Annotated in this window: 18 protein-coding genes and 1 riboswitch; of the genes, 16 read left to right on the top strand and 2 right to left on the bottom strand. The window is 37.4% G+C overall.

The genetic code is table 11. The features are described 5' to 3' along the window. The first annotated feature begins 17 nt into the window (after positions 1-17). Positions 18-1814 carry an aspartate--tRNA ligase gene (gene aspS, locus EUBELI_RS12335; RefSeq protein ID WP_012740701.1) on the top strand — a complete coding sequence of 599 codons (1797 nt, stop codon included), beginning with the start codon at positions 18-20 and terminating at the stop codon, positions 1812-1814. Positions 1815-1882: 68 nt separating this feature from the next. On the opposite strand, the gene EUBELI_RS12330 is transcribed toward aspS, so the two are convergent. Next, positions 1883-2905: a DUF5050 domain-containing protein gene (locus tag EUBELI_RS12330; protein ID WP_012740700.1), complete on the bottom strand. Its 1023-nt coding sequence runs from the start codon at positions 2903-2905 to the stop codon at positions 1883-1885. A gap of 131 nt (positions 2906-3036) precedes the next feature. Between EUBELI_RS12330 and EUBELI_RS12325 the strand changes: the two genes are divergently transcribed. The 9 genes from EUBELI_RS12325 (at position 3037) to phnE (ending at position 13063) form a co-directional block, all read left to right on the top strand. Continuing rightward, positions 3037-4179, top strand: a complete 1143-nt coding sequence (locus tag EUBELI_RS12325; protein ID WP_012740699.1) for a bifunctional chorismate mutase/prephenate dehydratase — start codon at positions 3037-3039, stop codon at positions 4177-4179. 61 nt (positions 4180-4240) lie between these two features. Next, positions 4241-5467 (top strand): UTP--glucose-1-phosphate uridylyltransferase, encoded by a 1227-nt coding sequence (locus EUBELI_RS12320; protein WP_012740698.1) that lies wholly within the window; start codon positions 4241-4243, stop codon positions 5465-5467. Between the two features lie 23 nt (positions 5468-5490). Continuing rightward, positions 5491-5591, top strand: a riboswitch (ZMP/ZTP riboswitch). Between the two features lie 218 nt (positions 5592-5809). Further along, entirely contained in the window at positions 5810-6529 is a 720-nt protein-coding gene (locus EUBELI_RS12310; protein ID WP_012740696.1) for an IMP cyclohydrolase, read from the top strand. A 15-nt stretch (positions 6530-6544) separates the two neighbouring features. Continuing rightward, entirely contained in the window at positions 6545-7720 is a 1176-nt protein-coding gene (locus EUBELI_RS12305; protein WP_012740695.1) for a phosphoribosylaminoimidazolecarboxamide formyltransferase, read from the top strand. Positions 7721-7838: 118 nt separating this feature from the next. Beyond that, on the top strand, positions 7839-8624 hold the full coding sequence (locus EUBELI_RS14855; RefSeq protein ID WP_012740694.1) for a PocR ligand-binding domain-containing protein: 786 nt from the start codon (positions 7839-7841) through the stop codon (positions 8622-8624). Between the two features lie 116 nt (positions 8625-8740). Further along, a complete protein-coding gene (gene bioB, locus EUBELI_RS12295; RefSeq protein ID WP_041688940.1) occupies positions 8741-9703 on the top strand; it encodes a biotin synthase BioB in 963 nt (320 codons plus the stop codon). After that, complete coding sequence (locus tag EUBELI_RS12290; protein ID WP_012740692.1) at positions 9703-10752, top strand: phosphate/phosphite/phosphonate ABC transporter substrate-binding protein; 1050 nt, start codon at positions 9703-9705, stop codon at positions 10750-10752. Before bioB ends, EUBELI_RS12290 begins: the two co-directional genes overlap by 1 nt. A gap of 33 nt (positions 10753-10785) precedes the next feature. Then, positions 10786-11538, top strand: coding sequence for a phosphonate ABC transporter ATP-binding protein (gene phnC / locus EUBELI_RS12285; RefSeq protein WP_012740691.1), 753 nt, complete (start codon positions 10786-10788; stop codon positions 11536-11538). Further along, positions 11522-13063, top strand: coding sequence for a phosphonate ABC transporter, permease protein PhnE (gene phnE / locus EUBELI_RS13815; protein WP_012740690.1), 1542 nt, complete (start codon positions 11522-11524; stop codon positions 13061-13063). Before phnC ends, phnE begins: the two co-directional genes overlap by 17 nt. Here phnE and EUBELI_RS12270 read toward each other — a convergent pair. Continuing rightward, positions 13060-13707 (bottom strand): phosphatase PAP2 family protein, encoded by a 648-nt coding sequence (locus tag EUBELI_RS12270; protein ID WP_012740689.1) that lies wholly within the window; start codon positions 13705-13707, stop codon positions 13060-13062. The two genes, phnE and EUBELI_RS12270, sit on opposite strands and share 4 nt — an antisense overlap. A gap of 158 nt (positions 13708-13865) precedes the next feature. On the opposite strand from EUBELI_RS12270, the gene EUBELI_RS12265 reads away from it, so the two are divergent. From EUBELI_RS12265 to carB, 6 genes are all read left to right on the top strand, one after another. Then, on the top strand, positions 13866-14540 hold the full coding sequence (locus EUBELI_RS12265) for an ATP-binding cassette domain-containing protein (protein WP_012740688.1): 675 nt from the start codon (positions 13866-13868) through the stop codon (positions 14538-14540). Next, the gene (locus EUBELI_RS12260) at positions 14527-15342 is read left to right on the top strand and encodes a hypothetical protein (protein ID WP_012740687.1); all 816 of its coding nucleotides are present in this window, start codon (positions 14527-14529) and stop codon (positions 15340-15342) included. The genes EUBELI_RS12265 and EUBELI_RS12260 overlap by 14 nt, the downstream gene beginning before the upstream one ends. A 15-nt stretch (positions 15343-15357) precedes the next feature. Continuing rightward, positions 15358-16785 carry a WD40/YVTN/BNR-like repeat-containing protein gene (locus tag EUBELI_RS12255; RefSeq protein WP_012740686.1) on the top strand — a complete coding sequence of 476 codons (1428 nt, stop codon included), beginning with the start codon at positions 15358-15360 and terminating at the stop codon, positions 16783-16785. 152 nt (positions 16786-16937) lie between these two features. Continuing rightward, a complete protein-coding gene (locus tag EUBELI_RS12250) occupies positions 16938-18434 on the top strand; it encodes an InlB B-repeat-containing protein (protein ID WP_041688939.1) in 1497 nt (498 codons plus the stop codon). 261 nt (positions 18435-18695) lie between these two features. Further along, a complete protein-coding gene (locus EUBELI_RS12245; RefSeq protein ID WP_012740684.1) occupies positions 18696-19769 on the top strand; it encodes a carbamoyl phosphate synthase small subunit in 1074 nt (357 codons plus the stop codon). 4 nt (positions 19770-19773) lie between these two features. Next, positions 19774-22992: a carbamoyl-phosphate synthase large subunit gene (gene carB, locus EUBELI_RS12240; RefSeq protein ID WP_012740683.1), complete on the top strand. Its 3219-nt coding sequence runs from the start codon at positions 19774-19776 to the stop codon at positions 22990-22992. Positions 22993-23035: the final 43 nt, after the last annotated feature.

Below are 23035 nucleotides of genomic sequence, written 5' to 3'. Positions count from 1 at the left end.
GAAAGAGGTAAAGTAAGATGGCAGAGTCAATGGTTGGCTTAAAGAGATCGCACAGATGTACAGAGGTTTCATCGGCTGATATTGGTAAGAAGGTTACTGTAATGGGTTGGGTTGCCAAGAGAAGAAATCTTGGTTCACTTATTTTTGTTGATTTAAGAGACAGAAGTGGAATCCTTCAGATTCTTTTTGATGAAAATATAATTGGTAAGGAAGGCTTCGACAAGGCATATACACTTCGTAATGAATTCGTAATCGCTGTTGAGGGTGAAGTTATTAAGAGAAGTGGTGCTGTTAATGAGAATTTAAAGACAGGTGACATTGAGATTGCTGCAAAGACTTTAAGAATTCTTTCAGAGTCAGAGACACCTCCGTTCCCAATAGAGGAAAATATCCAGACTAAGGAAGATATCAGACTTAAGTACAGATGTCTTGATCTTAGAAGACCTGATATCCAGTCTAATATTATTATGAGAAGCAAGGTTGCAACTCTTACAAGAGCATTTCTTGCAAATGAAGGCTTTTTAGAGATTGAAACACCTATGCTTACCAAGTCTACACCAGAGGGAGCAAGAGATTATCTTGTACCAAGCCGTATTCATCCAGGTAAGTTTTATGCGCTTCCACAGTCACCACAGCTCTTTAAGCAGATGCTTATGTGTTCTGGCTATGACAGATATATGCAGATTGCAAGATGCTTCAGAGATGAGGATTTAAGAGCAGACAGACAGCCTGAATTTACACAGATAGATATGGAATTATCATTCGTTGATGTTGATGATGTAATCGATGTTAATGAAAGACTTCTTGCATACCTTTTTAAGGAAGTTCTTGATGTTGATGTAAAGCTTCCAATACAGAGAATGACATGGCAGGAAGCTATGGACAGATTTGGTTCTGATAAGCCTGATTTAAGATTTGGTATGGAATTACAGAATGTATCAGATATTGTTAAGGATTGTGGCTTTGGAGTATTTACGGGAGCACTTGAGAATGGCGGTTCTGTAAGAGGAATCAACGCAAAGGGACAGGGAAGCATGCCTCGTAAGAAGATTGATGCACTTGTTGATTTTGCTAAGGGATATGGTGCAAAAGGTCTTGCTTATATTGCAATTCACGAAGATGGTTCATATAAGTCATCATTTGCAAAGTTTATGACAGAGGATCAGATGAATGCCCTTGTTAAGGCTATGGATGGTGAAGCAGGGGATCTTCTTTTATTCGCTGCTGACAGAAATAAGATTGTATGGAATGTACTAGGTGCTTTAAGAGTAGAACTTGCTAATCAAATGGGACTTCTTGATAAGTCTGATTATAAGTTCTTATGGGTAACAGAGTTTCCACAGTTTGAATGGTCAGATGAAGAAGAAAGATATGTTGCTATGCATCATCCATTCACAATGCCTATGGATGAGGATCTTGATATGCTTGAGACTAATCCTGGTGCAGTTCGTGCAAAGGCTTATGATATTGTTCTTAACGGAACAGAAATCGGTGGTGGTTCAGTAAGAATCCATCAGGCTGATGTTCAGAGCAGAATGTTTAAGGCGCTTGGACTTACAGATGAAGTTGCTAATGAAAAGTTTGGATTCCTGCTTGACGCATTCAAGTATGGTGTTCCTCCACATGCAGGACTTGCTTATGGCCTTGACAGACTTGTAATGCTTATGGCTAAGAGAGATTCAATCAGAGATGTTATTGCCTTCCCTAAGGTAAAGGATGCAACTTGTCTCCTTACTAATGCACCTGATGTTGTAGATGCTAAGCAGCTTGATGAGCTTTCAATTAAGATTGAAGAAGAGAAAACTGAAGAGTAAGATATAATAAATGCCCTGCACTGATTTGAAAGTGCGGGGCATCATTTTATATGATATTTATAAAAATGTTATTTGATAGTAATCTGTTCAACAGATGTATCAGCACCACTTGTGCTTACTCTGTAAAGGACTCCCTGATCTTCATAATACTGGAAAAATGTGTATTTTGATGTGCAGTGAATGTTGGTAATATTGCCTATAGCAATAGTTTCAATCTGTGTTCCATCAATATTCATCCTGTAAAGGCCTGTCATTCCATCTGTGCTTTCTACCTGGAAAAATATTTTGTTTCCATACACATTATAATTAACGACTTTGTTTCCTTTTTCTCCATACAATAATTCAAGAGTTTTGTTAGATGTATTAAGTCTTACAAGTGAATAGTTTTTACTTAAGTCAATATAATATGCATAGCCGTTCTCAACATCTGCAAGATATGAATTGCAATCATATAATACAGAGGTTTTATCAGTTTTGGTATCGTAACTTAATATGTTGTGTTTTCCGACAGGATCAGAAAAATATATTGTTCCGTTATGGACGCACGCAGGTGAGTAAGGTGTGTCAGAAATTTTGGTATCCTTCTTTCCTGCAATGTCTACTTTATGGAAAGCCAGAGGCGTTGTATCACTATAATGCTGGTAATATAACGAGTTACCAGATAAGGCTATTGTTCCGGAAAGACTGTCGTATAATGCTTTCAATGACTCGCCGTTTAGGTCACAGCGGTAAACACCGAATAGCTGTCCCCTGAATATTGTTCCAATGGTTTCCTGCTTGAAATTATTCTTGACATAATATATGTAACTGCCACAGACATTGATGGATGCGACACTGTCATCATTTAATTTCATGGCATTAGTGCAGTCTGAATTCATTACATATAATTTGTTATAATCGTATGGATTGGCAAAATATATTTTGTCATTGTACTCGCAGAACAAACCCCCGTTATTGAGGTTACCTGCCGAATTGCCAATAGCATTGTCATTGTTGTATACGAGGCGGCTGCTTCGTATAGATAGAAATATTAATACTGCAAGTAATAATCCTATAATGGTTATTACACTTATTGTGATGGCTTTTTTCATATGTTATCACTACTCCCTTATGTACATTATTTAAGAACATTTTCTTAAGTATAACATAAAGTACATTTATTGCATATCATTAAAAATGTGATACAATAAGAATAATACATCGCTTTAAAGAGGAGAAGTATATGTTAGACCTTAATGAAATACGAAATAATATTGATAAAATCGACAGTCAGCTTGTAGAACTGTTTGAAGAGAGAATGAAACTGACAACTGAGGTTGCAGAATATAAGATTGAGACAGGAAAGAAGGTTCTTGATCCGGCACGCGAGAAAGCTAAGTTAGAATCTGTCAAGAAGCTTGTTAAGAATCCTGATAATGTGCATGCTATTGATGACCTGTTTGCACAGATTATGGCTAACTCAAGAAAGAATCAGTATATGCTTCTTGAAAAGATGGGACAGACTTTAAGAGAGCCATATGAGGCTATTGATGAGATTAATAAGAAAGATTGCAAGGTAGTATATCAGGGAGTTCCAGGTGCATATTCATATGCTGCCATGATTAATTTCTTTGGCAAGGATGTTGATAATTTCAATGTTCCTACATGGAGAGAGTGCATGGAAGCAGTTAAGCAGGGGAAAGCTGATTATGCGGTTCTTCCTATAGAGAATTCCAATGCCGGAATTGTTGCTGATGTGTATGATTTGTTACAGGAATATAATAATTACATAATAGCAGAAACTTATGTTAAAATTGAACATTTGTTACTTGGACTTCCGGGAACTGACCTTGAAAATGTAACTGCTGTATATTCACATCCACAGGGACTTATGCAGTGTGACAGATTCTTAGATACTCACAAGGACTGGCAGAGAATAAGTCAGGCTAATACAGCACTTGCAGCAAAGATGATTTTTCAGGAGCATAATAAGACCCATGTTGCCATTGCGAGTAAGGAAGCAGCAGAGCTTTATGGTCTTGATATCTTAAAGTCTGGAATTACAGATCAGGAGGGCAATACAACAAGATTTGTTATTGTTACTAATACAAGAAAGTTTGTTAAGAATGCACAGAAGATGAGTATTGTGTTTGAAACAGCTAATGAAGCAGGCACTCTATATAATCTTTTAAGTCATATTATATATAATGGTCTTAATATGAATAAGATTGAATCAAGACCAATTGAGGGTAATGTAGAGGGAAAGAGATGGAATTTCCGTTTCTTTGTTGATTTTACAGGTAATATTGATGATCCAAGAGTTATGAATGCATTAAGAGGTATTGAAGAGGAAGCTGAGTCAATTAAGTTGCTTGGAAACTATTAATGTGTTAGAATTATGAAGATGTCGTCAGACAATAAGTTATTAGATAAGTGAGGAAATTAGAGTGAATTTAGAAGAAGCAAAGCTTAAGCTTTCAAAGTACGGTCAGGAACAGATATTAAGATATTATGATGAATTATCAGATGATGAGAAGGTAGCACTTCTTGAACAGATTGATAAGACTGATATGGAAGTTTTATCGGCAATTGAACATAAGTCTGAGCTTGTTAAGAAAGGTGAAATTACACCTCTTGATGCAATGGAACTTGATGAGATAGAAGCAGACTATGATACATTTAAGAATACAGGTGTAGAAGCAATTAAGGCCGGAAAGGTTGGAGCAATTCTTCTTGCAGGTGGAATGGGAACAAGACTTGGTTCTGATAATCCTAAAGGAATGTATAATGTAGGTGTTAACAAGGAACTTTATATATTCGAGTGCCTTATTAATAATCTTATGGATGTTGTTAAGGAAACAGGAACTTATATACATTTATTTGTTATGACAAGTGAGAAGAATAATGATGCTACAGTTTCTTTCTTTGAAGAAAAGGATTTCTTTGGATATAAGAGTGAATATGTACATTTCTTCAAGCAGGAGATGGCAGCAGCTACTGATTATGAAGGTAAGATATACCTTGAAGAAAAGGGAAGAATGGCTACATCACCTAATGGTAATGGTGGATGGTATATCTCTTTAAAGAAGGCTGGATTAACAGAGGTTCTTGAGAAGAACGGAATTGAGTGGCTGAATGTATTCGCTGTTGACAATGTTCTTCAGAGAATTGCAGACCCTGTATTTATCGGTGCTACAATTGAAAAGCACTGTGCAGTTGGTTCTAAGGTTGTAAGAAAAGCAGCTCCTGATGAGAAGGTAGGTGTTATGTGCCTTGAAGATGGCAAGCCTTCTATTGTTGAGTATTATGAACTTACTAAAGAGATGATGGATGCTAAGAATGCAAAAGGCGACCCTGCATATAATTTTGGAGTTATTCTTAACTATCTGTTCAGGGTTTCTGATCTTGAAAGAATTGTTGGAAAGAATCTTCCTTTACATATTGTTGAGAAGAAGATTCCATATATTGATGCGAATGGTGATCTTGTTAAGCCGGAAAAGCCTAATGGATATAAGTTTGAGGGTCTTGTTCTTGATATGATTCATGAGCTTGACAGTTGCCTGCCATTTGAGGTAGTAAGAGAAAAGGAATTTGCACCAATTAAGAATGCAACAGGTGTTGATTCAGTTGAATCAGCAAGAGAACTTCTTAAGAAGAATGGTGTTGCAATTTAACATATTTTGTTGTATGTTATTAATAAGTGCTGTACAACTGGCGGAAGATGCCTTATGGGCATTGTGGGATAACCCACAGGGAGTACAGTTTATATTAAAAAAGCCGACCGCCTGGGCAACGTTAAGCTATAAGCTGCGTTCCCAGATGGTCGGTTTTTTTGCGCGAGTAGCGATGAGAATAGGAGTGAAAATTCACAATCATGCTTGCATGGATTGGGGATTTTTCACGGATATTCGAGGAGCACCGCGACAATGCCAGAATGAAATTCTGGCATCTTCGCTACTCGCGAAAAAGAACCATGAAGAGCGAACGCAGTCATCACATTTAACAGGAGGTCAGTTATGACAATTAAGAACCTTTCAGAGGAATTATCAGGATGTGCTTATCCGGGCAGAGGAATTGTTGCCGGTATGTCAGAGGATGGTAAGAAGGCAGTTTCAGCTTACTTTATTATGGGAAGAAGCGAGAGCAGCCGTAACCGTGTATTTGTACAGGACGGAGAGGGTATCAGAACAGAAGCTTTTGACCCATCAACACTTTTAGTTGCACCAGAGCTTATTATCTATGCCCCTGTAAGAGTACTTGGCAATAATACTATAGTTACTAATGGAGACCAGACTGATACGGTTTATGATGGCCTTTCAGAAGGAAAAACATTTGAAGAATCTTTAAGAGTAAGAAAATATGAGCATGATGCACCTAACTATACGCCAAGAATTTCAAGTGTGCTTCATGTTGAGAATAATGAATATTCATATGCAATGTCAATATTAAAGAGCCATAATGGTAATCCTGACATCTGTGAAAGACACACATATACATATGATGCAGCATTTGCAGGAGAAGGACATTATATCCATACATATATGGGTGATGGCAATCCACTTCCAAGCTATGAGGGAGAACCTACATGGGTTAAGATATCAGGTGATATTGAAGAATTCACACAGATGATCTGGGATAATCTTAATGCAGATAACAAGGTTTCACTTTTTGTAAGATATATTGATATTGCTACAGGTGAATACGAAACAAGAATTATTAACAAGAATGTAAAGTAATTAAGGAGAAAGAATATGAACGAATTTCAGTTAAAATACGGATGCAACCCTAATCAGAAGCCTTCAAGAATATTTATGGAAGACGGAAGTGACCTTCCTGTAGAGATTCTTAACGGCAGACCAGGATATATTAATTTTCTTGATGCATTTAACGGATACCAGCTTGTTAAGGAATTAAAGAAGGCTACAGGACTTCCAGCAGCTACATCTTTCAAGCATGTATCTCCAGCAGGTGCAGCAGTAGGACTTCCTCTTACAGATGTCGAGAAGAAGATTTACTGGGTTGATGAAGCAATCGGAGAATTAAGCCCAATCGCATGTGCGTATGCAAGAGCAAGAGGCGCAGACAGAATGTCATCTTTCGGTGATTTCATATCATTATCAGATGTATGTGATGTTGCTACAGCAAAGCTTATCCAGCATGAGGTTTCAGATGGTATTGTTGCACCTGGCTATGAACCGGAGGCACTTGAGATATTAAAGTCTAAGAAGAAGGGTAATTATAATATCATTAAGATTGACCCTGAGTATAAGCCTGAACCAATCGAGAGAAAGCAGGTGTTTGGCGTAACATTTGAGCAGGGAAGAAATGAGTTCGTTATTGATAAGGAGCTTTTATCAAATGTTGTAACAGAGAACAAGGAAATTCCTGAATCAGCTAAGATTGATATGATTATTGCACTTATAACACTTAAGTATACACAGTCTAATTCTGTATGCTATGTTAAGAATGGACAGGCAATCGGTATCGGAGCAGGACAGCAGTCAAGAATCCATTGTACAAGACTTGCAGGACAGAAGGCAGATAACTGGTATCTCCGCCAGAATCCAAAGGTCCTTAATCTTCCATTTAAGGAAGGCGTAGGCCGTGCTGACAGAGATAATGCAATTGACCTTTATATTGGTGATGAGTATGAAGATATTCTCAATGACTGGGAGAGAGTATTCACAGAGAAACCATCTGTATTTACAACAGAGGAAAAGAAGGAATGGCTAGCAGGCAATACTGATGTAACAATCGGTTCAGATGCATTCTTCCCATTTGGAGATAATATAGAAAGAGCATATAAGTCAGGCGTTAAGTATGTAGCACAGCCTGGTGGTTCTGTAAGAGATGATCAGGTTATTGAAACAGCCAATAAGCGTGGAATGGCTATGTGCTTTACAGGAATGAGACTGTTCCATCATTAATACAGAGCCAGTACATAAAAATGTTGCTAATTACTCATATTCATTGACTTTAGAGGTCTTATTTGTTAAAATTTATTCAATCAATACATGTAACAATTGAAAAAGAGGTGGTTTAAGCATGAAGATTCAAGATTTTGCTGATATGGAGAAATTTGAATCAATTATGTCTGACTGGGCTGTGGCAACAGGATTAGCTACGGTTGCAGTTGGAGCTGATGGGAAGTATATTTCCGAATGTTACAACTTTACAGATTTCTGTATGAAGCTTACCAGAGGAAGTAAGGAAGGATGCAGAAGATGTGAAAAATGTGATGCTGAAGGACAAGGTGTATATCATTGCCATGCTGGACTTGTGGATTTTGGTATTCCGCTTAAGTTAAGCGATGGTACAGTGCTTGGCTCTGTAATCGGAGGTCAGGTTTTACCTGAGCATCCAGATGAAGAGAAATTCAGAGGCGTTGCAAGAGAACTGGGTATTAATGAGGATGAGTATATTGAGGCGTTAGGAAAAGTTACAGTAAGAACAGAGACGGAGATTAATGCAGCAGCTAACCTGCTAGGAGCAGTACTTAATAATTTTATTAATTCAGAATATAATTCTAAGTACAATGGACAATTGATTACAAAGCTTACAGGTGGTGTTAAGAGCTGTGAAGAGTATGTGAGAGATATCAAGGAGAATACCAAGCAGCTTGATGGCATACAGAGAAAGCAGAATATTCTTGCACTTAATGCATCTATTGAGGCTGCAAGAGCCGGTGAGGCGGGAAAAGGCTTTTCAGTTGTAGCATTAGAGGTAGGAAAGCTTGCTAAGAGCTGTACAGATCTTAATAACAGAATAACCTCAACAGTAGAAAATATATCTGATGTTATACATGATATGGCAGATATAGGTAATAGATAAAGAATATCAGCGGGTAATTACATATAGCGAATGTCAACTGGAAGATGCAACTTGTTGACATTCGCTATTTTCAGTTCTATAATCAAATAAAAATTTTAAAAAGAGGTATATCAATTATGACACCATTAGAACTGGCTGAAGAGATTATTAATGGAAGAAGAATTACAAGACAGGATGATTTAACATTTTTCCTTAGTTGTGACTTAGATGAGCTTTGCGTGGGTGCGGACAGAATAAGAAAGCATTTTGTTGGGGATAAGGTTGACTTATGTTCTATAATTAATGGAAGAAGTGGCAAATGTCCAGAAGACTGTAAGTACTGTGCACAGTCAGCACATAACCATACAGATTGTGAAGTGTATGATTTTCTTCCAGAAGAGGATATTGTAAAGGCATGTAAGCTGAATGAGTCAGAAGGTGTTGATCGTTTCTCGATTGTTACGGCTGGAAAAGCTCTTACCGGTGAGGAATTTGAAAAGGCTGTTCATGCTTATGAAATTATGAATAAAGAATGTGATATTGAGCTGTGTGCATCTATGGGATTTCTTAATGCTGAGCAGCTTCACAGACTTCATGAAGCAGGTGTTACAAGTTATCACCATAATATTGAGACTTCAAGAAGAAATTTCCCTAATATATGCACTACACATACATATGATATGAAGATTGAAACTTTAAAGCTTGTAAAAGCAGAAGGTATGTGGGCATGTTCAGGTGGTATAATAGGAATGGGCGAAGACTGGGAAGACAGACTTGATATGGCAATAAGTCTTGCGGAAGTTGGAGTTGACTCTATTCCTCTTAATGCACTTATGCCAATTAAGGGTACACCTCTTGAGAATGAGAGAAGACTTACTGAGCCTGAGATATTAAGAACAATAGCATTCTTTAGATATATTAACCCGGAGGCTGATATAAGACTTGGTGCAGGAAGAGCACTTCTTACAGGAGACGGAATCAAGGCATTTCAGTCTGGTGCGTCTGCTACTATTACAGGTAATATGCTTACTACTGTTGCATGTGCTACAATTAGAAGCGATAAGAATATGTTAAAGGAAATTGGAAGAGAGACAAAATAATGAAATTAACAAAATATTTGAAAAAAGGAATGGCTGTGTTACTTACAGCGACATTTTGCATGGGATTATCAGCAGGGCTGACAGGCTGTGGAAAAGATACAACTAAAGAAGATTCTAAGGATATTGATACATTCAGAATAATGATTGCACCGTATCAGGATGCTGATACGCTGCTTACAGGACTTGAGCCTCTTGGCGGCATGATTAAAGATGAACTTGCTACACAGGGGTATAATGTAGGCAATGTTGAGATTACAGTAGGAACTTCTTACAGTGCAGTAGGAGAAGCTTTAAGTGCCGGAACAGCAGATGCAGGATTTATTTCTGGCGGAACTTATGTTACATATGATGATGACTGTGATGTTCTGCTTACTGCACAGAGAAAAGCTATTAACAAGGATTCTCTTAATGCCAAGGACTGGAATGATGGAACGGAGGAAGCATTTACAGATAATCTTACAACATATTATCGTTCAATAATTCTTGCAGGACCAAGTGCTAAGGGACAGGAGCTTGCTGCCAAGGTCAATGCAGGACAGAAGCTTACATGGGATGATTTGAATGGTGCAACATGGGCTGTAATGGGTGCTTCATCAGCATCAGGTTATATATACCCAAGTCTGTGGCTTTACAATAATTATGGGAAGCAGATAAGTGACCTTGCCAATGTCGTACAGTCTGATTCGTATACAACATCTATGTCAAGGCTTGCAGCAGGACAGGTTGATGTTATTGTCGGATTTGCACATATGAGAGCAAAATATGCAGCTAACTGGATGAGCAAATTCGGTGGTACAGATGATTGTTATAAACAGACTGCAGTTTTGGCAGTGACAGATCAGATAATGGATGATACAATATGTGTTAGTAAGAATTCAGATATTATGTCAGAAGGCTTTAAGAAAGCATTTGCAGATGCTTGTATTAATATAGGAAAAAGTGAAGACGGACTTAAAGTTTTGAATGTATTAAGCCATATTGGATATCAGTATGCCCAAAGCTCTGATTATGATGCAGAGCGTGCGGCACAGAATATGTTAAAGAAATAATTCACCTTTAAGCTGTCTGGGAGGACAATATATATGTTACAGATAGACAGTGTGAGTAAATTATATAAAGGTGGAGACAAAGCCCTTGATAACATTAGTTTTTCAGTAGAACAGGGAGAATTCATATCAGTAATTGGAAAGAGTGGTGCTGGAAAGACCACTCTTTTTCGCTTGCTTAATGGAATGATTAAACCGTCTGCAGGCAGTATTATTATTGATAACCAGGATTTTACAAAGCTTAAGGGAAGAAAGAAAAGAGATATTCAGAAAACAATAGGCACTATATATCAGGATTTCTGCCTTGTTGATACAATTACCTGCTTAGACAATGTGCTTAATGGGGCATTGGCAGATAGAAATGCTTTTCAGGCACTTTTTGGCATATTTACTAAGGAACAGAAGGAATATGCAAGGAAGCAGCTTGAAGTAGTGGGATTATCTGAAAAAATGTATTCATATGCGGGAAAACTTTCAGGAGGACAGAAACAGAGAGTTGCAATTGCAAGGGCACTAATGCAGAAGCCTGATATCATTCTTGCGGATGAACCGGTTGCTTCGCTAGACCCATATAGTGCAGAACAGATTACTGATATTCTTGTACAGCTTAACAGGCAGTACAATATAACAGTTATTATGAACAGTCATTCGGTAGAGCTTGCGTTGAAGAAATCAGACAGAATTATAGGAATTGCTGATGGCAGTCTTGTACTTGATAAAAAGTCGTCAGAGGTAACAGATGAGAATATTGAATTCATATATGGTGGTGTGTATGAAAAGCATGAATAGAATGAAGGTTATCAGAAGAATTACGGCACTGGTAATGCTTTTTATAATAATATTCTGTTTTGCTGTAACAGGCTTTGATATGAATGTAATTATAAAGAGAGGCAGTCAGGCTTTATTATTTATAAAAAGAATGTTCCCACCAGATACAGGATATTGTGGTAAGATTATAGAACCACTTATTAAGACTGTGCAGATGTCGATTGCGGGTACATTTATTGGTGCTGTGTTTGGACTTTTTACAGCATTTTTATATGCAGGTAATCTTATTAAGAAGCCTTATGTAAGGATTGTAGTGAGAGTTATTGTACAGTGCGTAAGAACAATTCCTGTGCTTATACTCGCACTTGTAGCAACATTTATATGGGGACTTGGTGCGGCAGCGGGTACGATTGCAATAGCTGTATCGACATGGGCTGTAATGGCAAGAATTGGTGGTGAGGATATTGAAAGCCTGACACTGAAGCCATATGAAGCAGTTACAGCTATAGGAGCAGGAAAATTTAAAGCATTTTCACGGACAGTTATTATTGAACTGCTGCCGGGATATCTTAGCAATTCGCTTTATGTACTGGAAGCTAATATAAGACATGCGGCAATACTTGGCTATGTAGGTGCAGGTGGAATAGGACTACTGCTTAATGAAAAGATAAGCTGGCGTGAATACAGCAGGGTTGGAATGATTCTTGTTATGCTTTTTGTCGCAGTGCTTGTGATTGAGGGAATTAGCACATTCCTGAAAGCATATCTTGATGGACGTATTAAGAGAAATACAACTGCAAATGTGATTATAAGTGTATGTATCATGGTATTTTTTGTATACAGTCTCAGTGCAGTTAAAGATGTATCAACATCAAAGCTTGGTATTAAGGTTGTTGGTGCGATTATGCACGGAATTACACATCCGGACTGGGAATACATGTTTATGACCGGAAAGAGTGGCGTTATGTATCTTATGCTTGAAACTATTGCAATCGCAGTTGCGGGAACATGTGCCGGAGCAGTGTTTGCAGCAATACTTACTCTTATTAATTCTAGAAAATTCGTTCCGGCACCGGTGGCTTTTATTGGCAGGCTTGTTGTTATGGCAATAAGAACTGTACCTGTGTATGTGTATGGACTTATATTCATAAGGGTTACGGGACCTGGCAGCTTTGCCGGGGTGCTTACAATGATGATGTGCAGTATTGGACTTCTGACAAAGAGATTTACAGTTGCGGTTGACAACTGGAACATGGCGGCGTGGAATGCGTGCAAATGTGCAGGAACAGGATTCATAGCAAGACTACGGTATGTGGCAGTACCTGAGCTTAAGATTCAGTTTAAGGATGCTGTGATGTACAGGTTGGATGTGAATGTGCGATCGGCAAGTACATTAGGACTTGTTGGAGCAGGCGGAATCGGCGCCCCACTGATTGTCTACATGAACAATTACAGATGGGACGCCGTTGGCTCAATTCTTATTGTATTATTTGTTGTAGTTCTTCTTATAGAACTTCTTTCAAAATGTTTAAAGAGAATCCACTAAGCTTTCTTTAACCGGCTGTAGTCAATAACATATATGAAAATGTAAAGAACGATATAAAGAATTATTGCTCCGATTACATCGACTACAGAATGCTGCTTTAAAAATACGGTTGCAAGGCATATAAGGATGCAAAGAATGGAAGATAATGTCTTTGTTATTATATGTCCCTTTAAAGCTTTGCAACGCAGTAATGCAAAATTAACTGCCAGTGAGTTGTATACATGTATACTTGGAAATACATTTGTTGAAGTATCTATTGTATATAGTGCATTGATTATCTTTCCACAGAAGTTATCAGGGATATAATCAGGTCTTAATGTAAGACCATTAGGATATATCATGCATATAGTAAGAGAGAGTGACATACCGATTATGAGTGATAACGCAAACTGTATGAATTCTTTATTATCTGCCTTAAAATACATATATATGCAAGCTGCAACCACATATAAAAACCATAATACATATGGAATTATAAAGTATTCACAGAAAGGTATCATATTATCAAAAGGAATATTGATGATATGAAGCCCGGGATAATCACTGTTAATTACTTTTTCAAGAGTTGAAAACCATGGAAGGTATATAAATATATATGCTGCAAAGCATATTCTCCAGCCTTTTCTTTTAAAAAAATCTTTCAATACTGTACACCTCTACATTTTTTTATATTATTAGCAAAATATTTCAAGATTATATCATTGTTGCTGAATAAATGCAATATAATAAGGTTTTGAAGGTTTACAAACCAAATAAATATGTAATATAATGATATGACACATTGGATGCAGGAGATTTATAAATGTTACATTTGAATCATTTGAAGAAAAGTTTTGGTAAGACAGAGATTCTTACTGATGTTGAATATATATTTAATAAAGGTGGGATATATCCTATTCTTGGAGGTCCGGGTGCCGGAAGAACTACTCTTTTTGAGTGTATAGCAGGGGATATTTCTCTGGACTCAGGCGAGGTTAAGACTCAGGAGAAAAGTACATTGTTTTTTGCCGCAAAACAGAGCGTTCTGCCTATGCTTATAACAGGATATCAGTTTATAAGCATGCTATGCGATATGAATAAGAATAGCGAAGAACCGGAGTACTATTTTGAAAAGGTTAAGCTTTCACAAGAAATAAGGGATAAGCATATTGGAGATTATAGCTTTGAAGAGAAGAAAAGACTGCAGCTTGCGGCATTTCTTATACAGAAGCCATATGTGATGATGTTTGATGAGGCTCTTGATTATTGTACTGAAGAATATATTGATGATATGCTCGACGTGCTTAATGAGGTGAAGGATGAACATATTATATTAATGTCAACAGGACTTCTTGATATTGCACACAGGATTTCACGGGATGTGCTTGTGCTTAATAATGGAGAACTTAATCTGATTTCATATGAGACGATGCAGATTCCTGAAATTAAGAAGGCTGTATTAGATATACTTGGGGAGGCAGACAATGAGATTATTTAGAAAGCTGTTTGCTGAGAAAATATTACGATACTATGAGGGTACAGAGGGAGGTATACGTCTGATAAAGAGTCTTCCTTTAGTGAAAAAGCATATAAAGGAGGATGCCTTTGGTGAAAAGTCAAAGGGCAGGATGGCAGTAGGAATTATATCGCAGCTAATTATGCTGTTATGGGAGTTTATAAGAAAATTATTGTATGTATGGCTGTTTATGTTTATTCCATATATGATTATGGCACATTTCTTCCCGTTGATTAAGCTTCATCAGGATACAACTATAATTTATCTTTTTGTAATGCTATCAACTATATGTGGAAGCTTTTCAAATACCACGATTTTTGCAATGGGAGACAGGGATTATCTTATGATAAGGGTAATGCTCGTAAGCCCATACATGAATTTTCTTGGAAAGTTCATATACAAAATAGTGACAGAATTTGTGTTCTATTTTATAATTCTTATGATTTTCCAGGTGCCGGTGCTTAACAGTCTTATGCTGTGTATTCTTACAGTATGTTCAAGACCGATAGGAGAGATGTTTGCAATTATAGCATTTGATCATTTTAGAGGAATATATGAGAACAGAAGTGTGCTTAATGGTACAATTATGGCAATATGTGTTCTTCTTGCGTATGGTCTGCCGGTGCTTAACAGAAGTGTATCAGCAACATGGATATATGCCATTCATCCGTTTGTGATTGTAATTATGCTGGTGCTTGGAGCTGGTGCCATGTACTTCTTGTGGTGGTATAAATATTACAGGGTGATTATAAGAGAAGCAATGCATAATAAAAGAGAATTTTAATGACAGGAGGCAGCTATGAACCAGAAAAGTAAGAGATTTCAGACAAGAATGCTTACATATGGTGTTCTGGTAGTATTCTGCCTGATTGTTATTGGTATTTTTATATACAGCTATATTTCAAGATATCACATGGGAAAGCTGGATATAAAGTCAAGATATACATTCAGTGTAGATGTTGGCGCTGATGATGAGGGCTATTCAGAAAGAAATATCAAAGAACTTTCGAAGGAATGGTTTGATGGATATATAAGCCAGTTCAGGCAGAAATATATTTCATATTCCATGGCTGTAAGAAAATATGGTCTGGATTCAGTCACTATGCTTGATTCTGCAAGTAATACAGTGCTTCTGTCATTTTGGATTGTACCACAGGATACAAATTCTGATTATTTTTCATCATGGGATGGAATAATGGATAATGGGGTACTTAAATGTGAATGGGTTGTGACATTTTATATGGACGATAATTTTAATGGAACATCTACACTTTATGTTACATCTATGATGAGTTCAGAAGATTATGGATTAAAACAGTATTATGCTAATCTTGGTATTGATTCTGGTGGCGATACAGAGGTCACGACTAATTCCAATAAGGACGAGCTTGCTAATTATGCTATAAAAGAGAATTCTTTATATGTTACATATGATGGCGGCGAGAAATATATAACTGTACCTGTATCGTATTCATATCTTTTATATGAAGATAACAGTACAACAAGCCTGAAACAGGATAGTTATATGATAACAACAGGTAAAACAGCATTTGTTTATGGAGGGAAGACCGCTAACAGTACTAAGGTTCCGGTTACAGTTATTTATTCTGATGATAAGGGAGAAAACTGGACTACATGTGAACTTGATAATATATATAATGCTGATTATTATTATGTGAAGTTCTTTGATTCTGATAACGGAGTTGTTGTATGTGGATATGCTAAAAGTAATGACACTAATGAATCATCAAAGATATATAAGACCTCTAATGGAGGTGAAAGCTGGGACATGGTGGGAAGCGGCCCTGCTACTAATATTATAAAGGGAGTTGTTTATGTTTCTGCGGATGTCGGCTTTTTCTGTTATGATTATGTAGATGGCATGGACAGCAATTTATATAAGACTGATGACGGTGGAAAAACATTTGCAAAGGTGATGCTTGAAGCACAGGAACTGGATAGTTCGGCAGCAAATAGTCAGAACCAGGAAACAAAATCTGACAGCGGAACGACATATGGAACATCAGAATCAACAGAACAACTGAAATGGAATGACGTATACAAAGAAGCATTAGTGCCGGTTGTTGATTCTACGGGATTAATAACTATTTATCTTACACAGGGAAAGAATGGCATGTATAATGATGGTAAAACAGCAGCAAAATACCAGTCTTCAGATAATGGAAGCACATGGAAGTATATAGGCCAGATGGAGATAAAAGATTAAAAATTTATTAAAAACAATTTTAATATTTACATAATATAAATACGCGTGGTAATATAATATCTGTAAAGGTATTCTGTTATGCGCGTATTTTGTTTTATGAATTTTTCGGATGCTGCCATGTGTGAATTGTGAGCATGTATGAGGAGAATTCTATGAAACATTTGAAAAGAAAAATTACTATTGGAGTCATATTTTTTATTATTGCAGTGTGTGCAACGGGAGCTGCTATATTTGCAGCAGTGGATGAGTATAAAGTTGAACATAGTATAACCATTGATTTAGGTGGTGGTAAATGCACAGATATATATTATGAATCACAGGAAGACAGGGGACCCAATGCCGGGAAGTGGTTTAAAGATCTGAGGATAGGTGAATATCTGGCTGATAAATATGGAAAATATCACACAATAAAAGGTTATAATGCTTCTGTACCTAAAGATGGAACAACTGTTTCTAATTGTTATGACTGTGTGGGTGTGACTCCATATGTAAGGATTAATGGAGTTTACAGAGAAGGCTATATATTTGAAGGTTGGGAAGTTTATGGTGCAGGGAAATCATATAATGATTTTGGAGCAGCAGGTGTACGGGTTGATATCGGTGCTTATACAGATAAAAACATTACGATAAAGGCAAAGTGGAAGCGCTGTGACTATGATGTTAAGGTTAATATATTTTACTTGTCTGATAATGAAGAGTGGAAGAAGGAAGAAAGCTATAACAGTCATGCAAGAATGAACATAGACATTAATGGTCAGAGAGAGAAGAATTCTGTGTATGAATATTCAGAAAAAATAACAGGAGATTCTATATATTCAATCAGTGTAAATACTAATCCGGGCTGGAAAGTTGATGGGGATTGTAGTGGAGAATTTAGTGGTACTGTACCAGCTGATGTAATTGTTAATATTTATATACGCCCGATAGTTTATGAGGTTCATTTGTATGGGAATAAACCACAAGATGCCAGCGGGAATCTGGAAAACAGAAGTGCTGCAGGCTGGCAGTGGGATGAATCGGGGTACTATAAAAGGATGTTTGTGTTTGACAGAACAGGAGAGCTTCCGGAAGTTTCTGATATATATGGAATTTCAGGGTGGACAGGAACATGCTGGAAAAAGAATGATGACACATTAATAATGCCATATAAAAATGCCAGAAATACATTATCTTATATAGATGGAGATATAGTGAATTTAAATGCTGTGTGGAAAGAAAACTCATATAGCATTGGTATTGATGTCAATGGCGGATATGGAAATGATACAATAATTGTAACAGGTTATGAGCAGGATAATCATCTTCCTAATGAACTTTTAAGACCGGGATATAATCTTGATTCATGGAATTCTGACAGGGATGGGGATGGAACAAGATATGAAAAGGGTGCTGTTGTTTCAAAGCTGGTGGATGACGATGGAGGTATATATAATATATATGCACAGTGGTCGAAGAAAAAGAGAATATGTCTGAAAGTTTCAAGCAGTATATATAATAAAGAACTTATAAATGATTCTGTGTATAATAATGCCAAGAACTGGTTTGATGAATATGGCATTGGTGGGAGTGATGGAGGAAGGAATGTGCCGGATGATAAATGCATACAGATATGGACAGTTAATGATCAGGTAATAACACAGATTAGATAATTTATTATGCCGCCCATAACAGGTCTTAAAAAGGTTTGGAACTGTTATGGGCTGTTATATTCAGTATATACATTTAAGTATGCATTTTTATGCAAAACATAGTTAAATATTTGCTTGAAAATTATATTTAACTATGGTAACATATTGTAAAGTTTGAGAGAAAAAAGGCATTTTTGTGTCTTTTTTTTTGCGCAAAAGTCATTTTAGCGTCTCTTGGCATATGATTAAATTAAATAAACGAAAGGAATTAAGGTGGCATTCATGAAAGCATTTTTGATACTTGAAGATGGAACGGTCTTTGAAGGAACCAGCATAGGTTCGACCCGCGAAGTTATTAGTGAGATTGTCTTTAACACATCTATGACAGGATATCTGGAGGTGCTGACTGATCCTTCATACGCAGGACAGGCAGTAACAATGACATATCCTCTTATCGGTAATTACGGAGTGTGCTATAAGGATATGGAATCCCAGAAAGCATGGCCAGATGGATATATTGTACGTGAGCTTTCCAGAATGGCAAGCAACTTCAGAAATGAAGATCCTATCCAGAAATTCCTTCTTGATAATGATATCCCAGGTATTTGTGGGATTGACACAAGAGCCCTTACTAAGATACTAAGAGAAAAGGGTACTATGAACGGTATGATTACAACTAATGAGAATTACAATCTTGATGAGGTACTTCCTAAGATTAAGGAGTACAGTGTTAAGGGTGTTGTAAGAAAGGTTACATGTTCAGAAAAGTATGTCCTTACAGGAAAAGGACCTAAGGTTGCTCTTATGGACTTTGGAGCAAAGAAGAATATTGCAAGATCACTTAATAACAGAGGCTGTGAAGTTACAGTATATCCTGCATATACTAAGGCAGAAGAGATTCTTGCATCTAATCCTGATGGAATTATGTTATCTAACGGTCCTGGAGATCCTAAGGAATGTGTAGAGATAATTGAAGAAATTAAGAAGCTGTATAACAGCAATGTACCAATATTTGCAATCTGTCTTGGACATCAGCTTATGGCACTTGCTACAGGAGCTGATACTCACAGACTTAAGTACGGACACAGAGGTGCTAACCACCCTGTTAAGGATTTAAAGACTGGCAAATGTTATATATCATCACAGAATCATGGTTATGTTGTAGATGAAAGCACATTAGACAGTAAGGTTGCAGTACCTGCATTTGAGAATGTTAATGATAAGACTAATGAGGGACTTGAATATGTTGGTAAGAATATATTCACAGTACAGTTCCATCCAGAAGCCTGCGCAGGTCCACAGGATACAGCGTACCTGTTTGACAGATTTATGGATATGATGAAGAAGGAGGACTAAGAACATGCCAAAGATTGAGAGTATTAAGAAAGTATTAGTTATAGGTTCTGGTCCAATCGTTATTGGTCAGGCAGCAGAATTTGACTATGCCGGAACACAGGCATGCCGTTCTCTTAAAGAGGAAGGAATTGAAGTAGTACTGGTTAACTCAAACCCTGCTACTATTATGACAGATAAAGATATTGCTGATGAGGTATATATTGAGCCTCTTACAGTTGAAGCATTAAAGCAGATTATCTTAAAGGAAAAGCCAGACAGCATCTTACCTACACTTGGTGGACAGGCTGGACTTAACCTTGCAATGGAAATCGCAGAGACAGGCTTCCTTGAGGAGCATAATGTAAAGCTTATCGGTACAACTGCACTTACAATCAAGAAGGCAGAAGACCGCCTTATGTTCAAGGAAACTATGGAAAAGATTGGTGAGCCATGTGCACCATCACTTGTTGTTAACAACGTTGAGGATGGCGAAGCATTTGCTGCTAAGATTGGTTATCCGGTAGTTTTGCGTCCAGCTTACACGCTTGGTGGAAGTGGCGGTGGTATTGCTAACAATGTGCAGGAATTAAGAGAAATTCTTGAGAATGGATTAAGACTTTCAAGAGTTGGCGAAGTTTTAGTTGAGCGTTGTATCGCCGGCTGGAAAGAAATTGAATACGAAGTAATGCGTGACAGCAACGGAACATGTATTACTATCTGTAACATGGAGAATATCGACCCAGTTGGTGTTCATACAGGTGATAGTATAGTAGTAGCTCCTTCACAGACACTTTCTGATAAGGAATACCAGATGTTAAGAACATCTGCATTAAGAATTATTGATGAATTAGGCATTACAGGTGGATGTAATGTACAGTATGCACTTCATCCAGACAGCTTTGAGTACTGTGTAATTGAGGTTAACCCTCGTGTAAGCCGTTCATCAGCATTAGCTTCTAAGGCAACAGGTTATCCTATTGCTAAGGTTGCAGCTAAGATTGCACTTGGTTATACACTTGATGAGATTAAGAATGCAGTTACAGGAAAGACATATGCAAGTTTCGAGCCAGCACTTGATTACTGTGTAGTTAAGATTCCTAGACTTCCATTTGATAAGTTTATCTCAGCTAAGAGAACACTTACAACACAGATGAAGGCTACAGGTGAGGTTATGAGTATTTCTAATAACTTCGAGGGTGGTCTTATGAAGGCTATACGTTCTCTTGAACAGCATGTTGACAGCCTTATGTCATATGACTTTACAGGACTTACAGATGAAGAGCTTCTTGAAGAGCTTGCAATTGTAGATGACAGAAGAATCTGGAAGATAGCTGAAGGTTTAAGAAGACACATTTCTGCAGCCAAGATGCATGATATTACTAAGATAGACTTATGGTTTATTGATAAGCTCCAGATTATTGTTGATATGGAGAATGCTCTTAAGAGAGGACCTCTTACAGAGAGCCTTTTAAGAGAAGCTAAGAGAATTGAATTCCCTGACAATGTTATCGGCGATTTAACAGGTCACACAGAAAGAGAAATCAAGGAATTAAGAGACAAGTATAATATACATGCAGCATTTAAGATGGTTGATACATGTGCTGCAGAGTTCGCAGCTACAACACCATACTATTATTCAGTATATGGCAGTGAGAACGAAGCTGTAGAGACTAAGGATAAGAAGAAGGTTCTTGTACTTGGTTCTGGTCCAATCAGAATCGGACAGGGTATCGAGTTCGACTTCTGTTCAGTTCATTGTACATGGGCATTCAAAAAAGAAGGTTTCGAGACAGTTATTATAAATAATAACCCAGAGACAGTTTCTACTGACTTTGATATTGCTGATAAGCTTTACTTTGAACCACTTACAGCAGAAGATGTTGAATCAATTGTAGATTTTGAGAAGCCGGACGGTGCAGTTGTACAGTTTGGTGGACAGACAGCTATCAAGCTTACAGAAGCACTTATGAAGATGGGAGTTCCTATTCTTGGAACTAAGGCAGAAGATGTAGATGCTGCTGAGGATAGAGAGCTTTTTGATGAGATTCTTGAGCAGACACAGATTCCAAGAGCTAAGGGACAGACTGTATTTACAGTTGATGAAGCTCTTAAGGCAGCTAATGAGCTTGGATATCCTGTACTTGTAAGACCTTCATATGTACTTGGTGGACAGGGTATGCAGATTGCTGTATCTGATGAAGATGTAGTTGAATTCATGAATATCATCAACAGAATTAAGCAGGATCACCCAATCCTTGTTGATAAGTACCTTATGGGTAAGGAAATCGAAGTTGATGCTGTATGCGATGGTCAGGATATTCTCATTCCTGGTATCATGGAGCATATTGAGAGAGCCGGTATCCACTCAGGAGACAGTATTTCAGTATATCCAGCTAAGTCTATATCACCTAAGATTGTAGACATGATTGAAGATTATACAGGAAGACTTGCAAGAGCTCTTCATGTAAAGGGTATGATTAACATTCAGTTTATCGTATATAATGACCAGGTATATGTAATTGAGGTTAACCCTCGTTCAAGCCGTACAGTACCATACATCAGTAAGGTTACAGGTATTCCTATTGTTAAACTTGCGACACAGGTTATTATCGGTAAGACGATTAAGGAATTAGGATATGAGCCGGGACTTCAGAAGGCAGCAGATTACTATGCAATTAAGATGCCTGTATTCTCATTTGAGAAGATCAGAGGCGCCGATATCAGCCTTGGACCAGAGATGAAGTCTACAGGTGAGTGTCTTGGTATATCTAAGAGCTTTGATGAGGCACTTTATAAGGCATTCGAGGGAGCAGGAATCAGACTTCCAAAGCATAAACAGATTATCATGACTCTGGCAGATAAGGATAAGCAGGATGGTATTGATATCGCACAAAGATTCGAAGCACTTGGTTATAAGATATATGCTTCAAGAGGAACAGCCAAGGTTCTTAAGGAAAATGGCGTACATGCAATTCAGGTTAATAAGATTGGACAGGAAGCACCTACACTTCTTGACCTTATCTTAGAGCATAAGATTGACCTTGTAATTGATACACCAGAGAATGGAATTGAGAGAGCCAAGGACGGATTCCTTATCAGAAGATATGCTATTGAGACAGGCGTTCACTGCCTTACAAGTCTTGATACAGCCCATGCACTTATATCAAGTCTTGAGCATGCATTCAATAATCAGGAATTATCTATAGTTGATATTGCCAAGATTGATAATCGTGGTAATAATTAATATGTGATATTTAATGAAGAGGCACTGTGTAAACACGGTGTCT

Origin of the sequence: [Eubacterium] eligens ATCC 27750, assembly GCF_000146185.1 — a bacterium.
GTDB classification, from domain to species: Bacteria; Bacillota; Clostridia; order Lachnospirales; family Lachnospiraceae; genus Lachnospira; species Lachnospira eligens.
This window is presented reverse-complemented; position numbering and strand designations above follow the sequence as displayed.

Coding starts and splice junctions, on each gene's coding strand:
- EUBELI_RS12260 (WP_012740687.1), top strand. CDS start 14,527: ATGAGATTATTTAGAAAGCTGTTTGCTGAGAAAATATTACGATACTAT.
- EUBELI_RS12255 (WP_012740686.1), top strand. CDS start 15,358: ATGAACCAGAAAAGTAAGAGATTTCAGACAAGAATGCTTACATATGGT.
- phnC (WP_012740691.1), top strand. CDS start 10,786: ATGTTACAGATAGACAGTGTGAGTAAATTATATAAAGGTGGAGACAAA.
- aspS (WP_012740701.1), top strand. CDS start 18: ATGGCAGAGTCAATGGTTGGCTTAAAGAGATCGCACAGATGTACAGAG.
- bioB (WP_041688940.1), top strand. CDS start 8,741: ATGACACCATTAGAACTGGCTGAAGAGATTATTAATGGAAGAAGAATT.
- EUBELI_RS12330 (WP_012740700.1), bottom strand. CDS start 2,905: ATGAAAAAAGCCATCACAATAAGTGTAATAACCATTATAGGATTATTA.
- EUBELI_RS12290 (WP_012740692.1), top strand. CDS start 9,703: ATGAAATTAACAAAATATTTGAAAAAAGGAATGGCTGTGTTACTTACA.
- EUBELI_RS12325 (WP_012740699.1), top strand. CDS start 3,037: ATGTTAGACCTTAATGAAATACGAAATAATATTGATAAAATCGACAGT.
- carB (WP_012740683.1), top strand. CDS start 19,774: ATGCCAAAGATTGAGAGTATTAAGAAAGTATTAGTTATAGGTTCTGGT.
- EUBELI_RS12310 (WP_012740696.1), top strand. CDS start 5,810: ATGACAATTAAGAACCTTTCAGAGGAATTATCAGGATGTGCTTATCCG.
- EUBELI_RS14855 (WP_012740694.1), top strand. CDS start 7,839: ATGAAGATTCAAGATTTTGCTGATATGGAGAAATTTGAATCAATTATG.
- EUBELI_RS12250 (WP_041688939.1), top strand. CDS start 16,938: ATGAAACATTTGAAAAGAAAAATTACTATTGGAGTCATATTTTTTATT.
- EUBELI_RS12265 (WP_012740688.1), top strand. CDS start 13,866: ATGTTACATTTGAATCATTTGAAGAAAAGTTTTGGTAAGACAGAGATT.
- EUBELI_RS12305 (WP_012740695.1), top strand. CDS start 6,545: ATGAACGAATTTCAGTTAAAATACGGATGCAACCCTAATCAGAAGCCT.
- phnE (WP_012740690.1), top strand. CDS start 11,522: ATGAAAAGCATGAATAGAATGAAGGTTATCAGAAGAATTACGGCACTG.
- EUBELI_RS12245 (WP_012740684.1), top strand. CDS start 18,696: ATGAAAGCATTTTTGATACTTGAAGATGGAACGGTCTTTGAAGGAACC.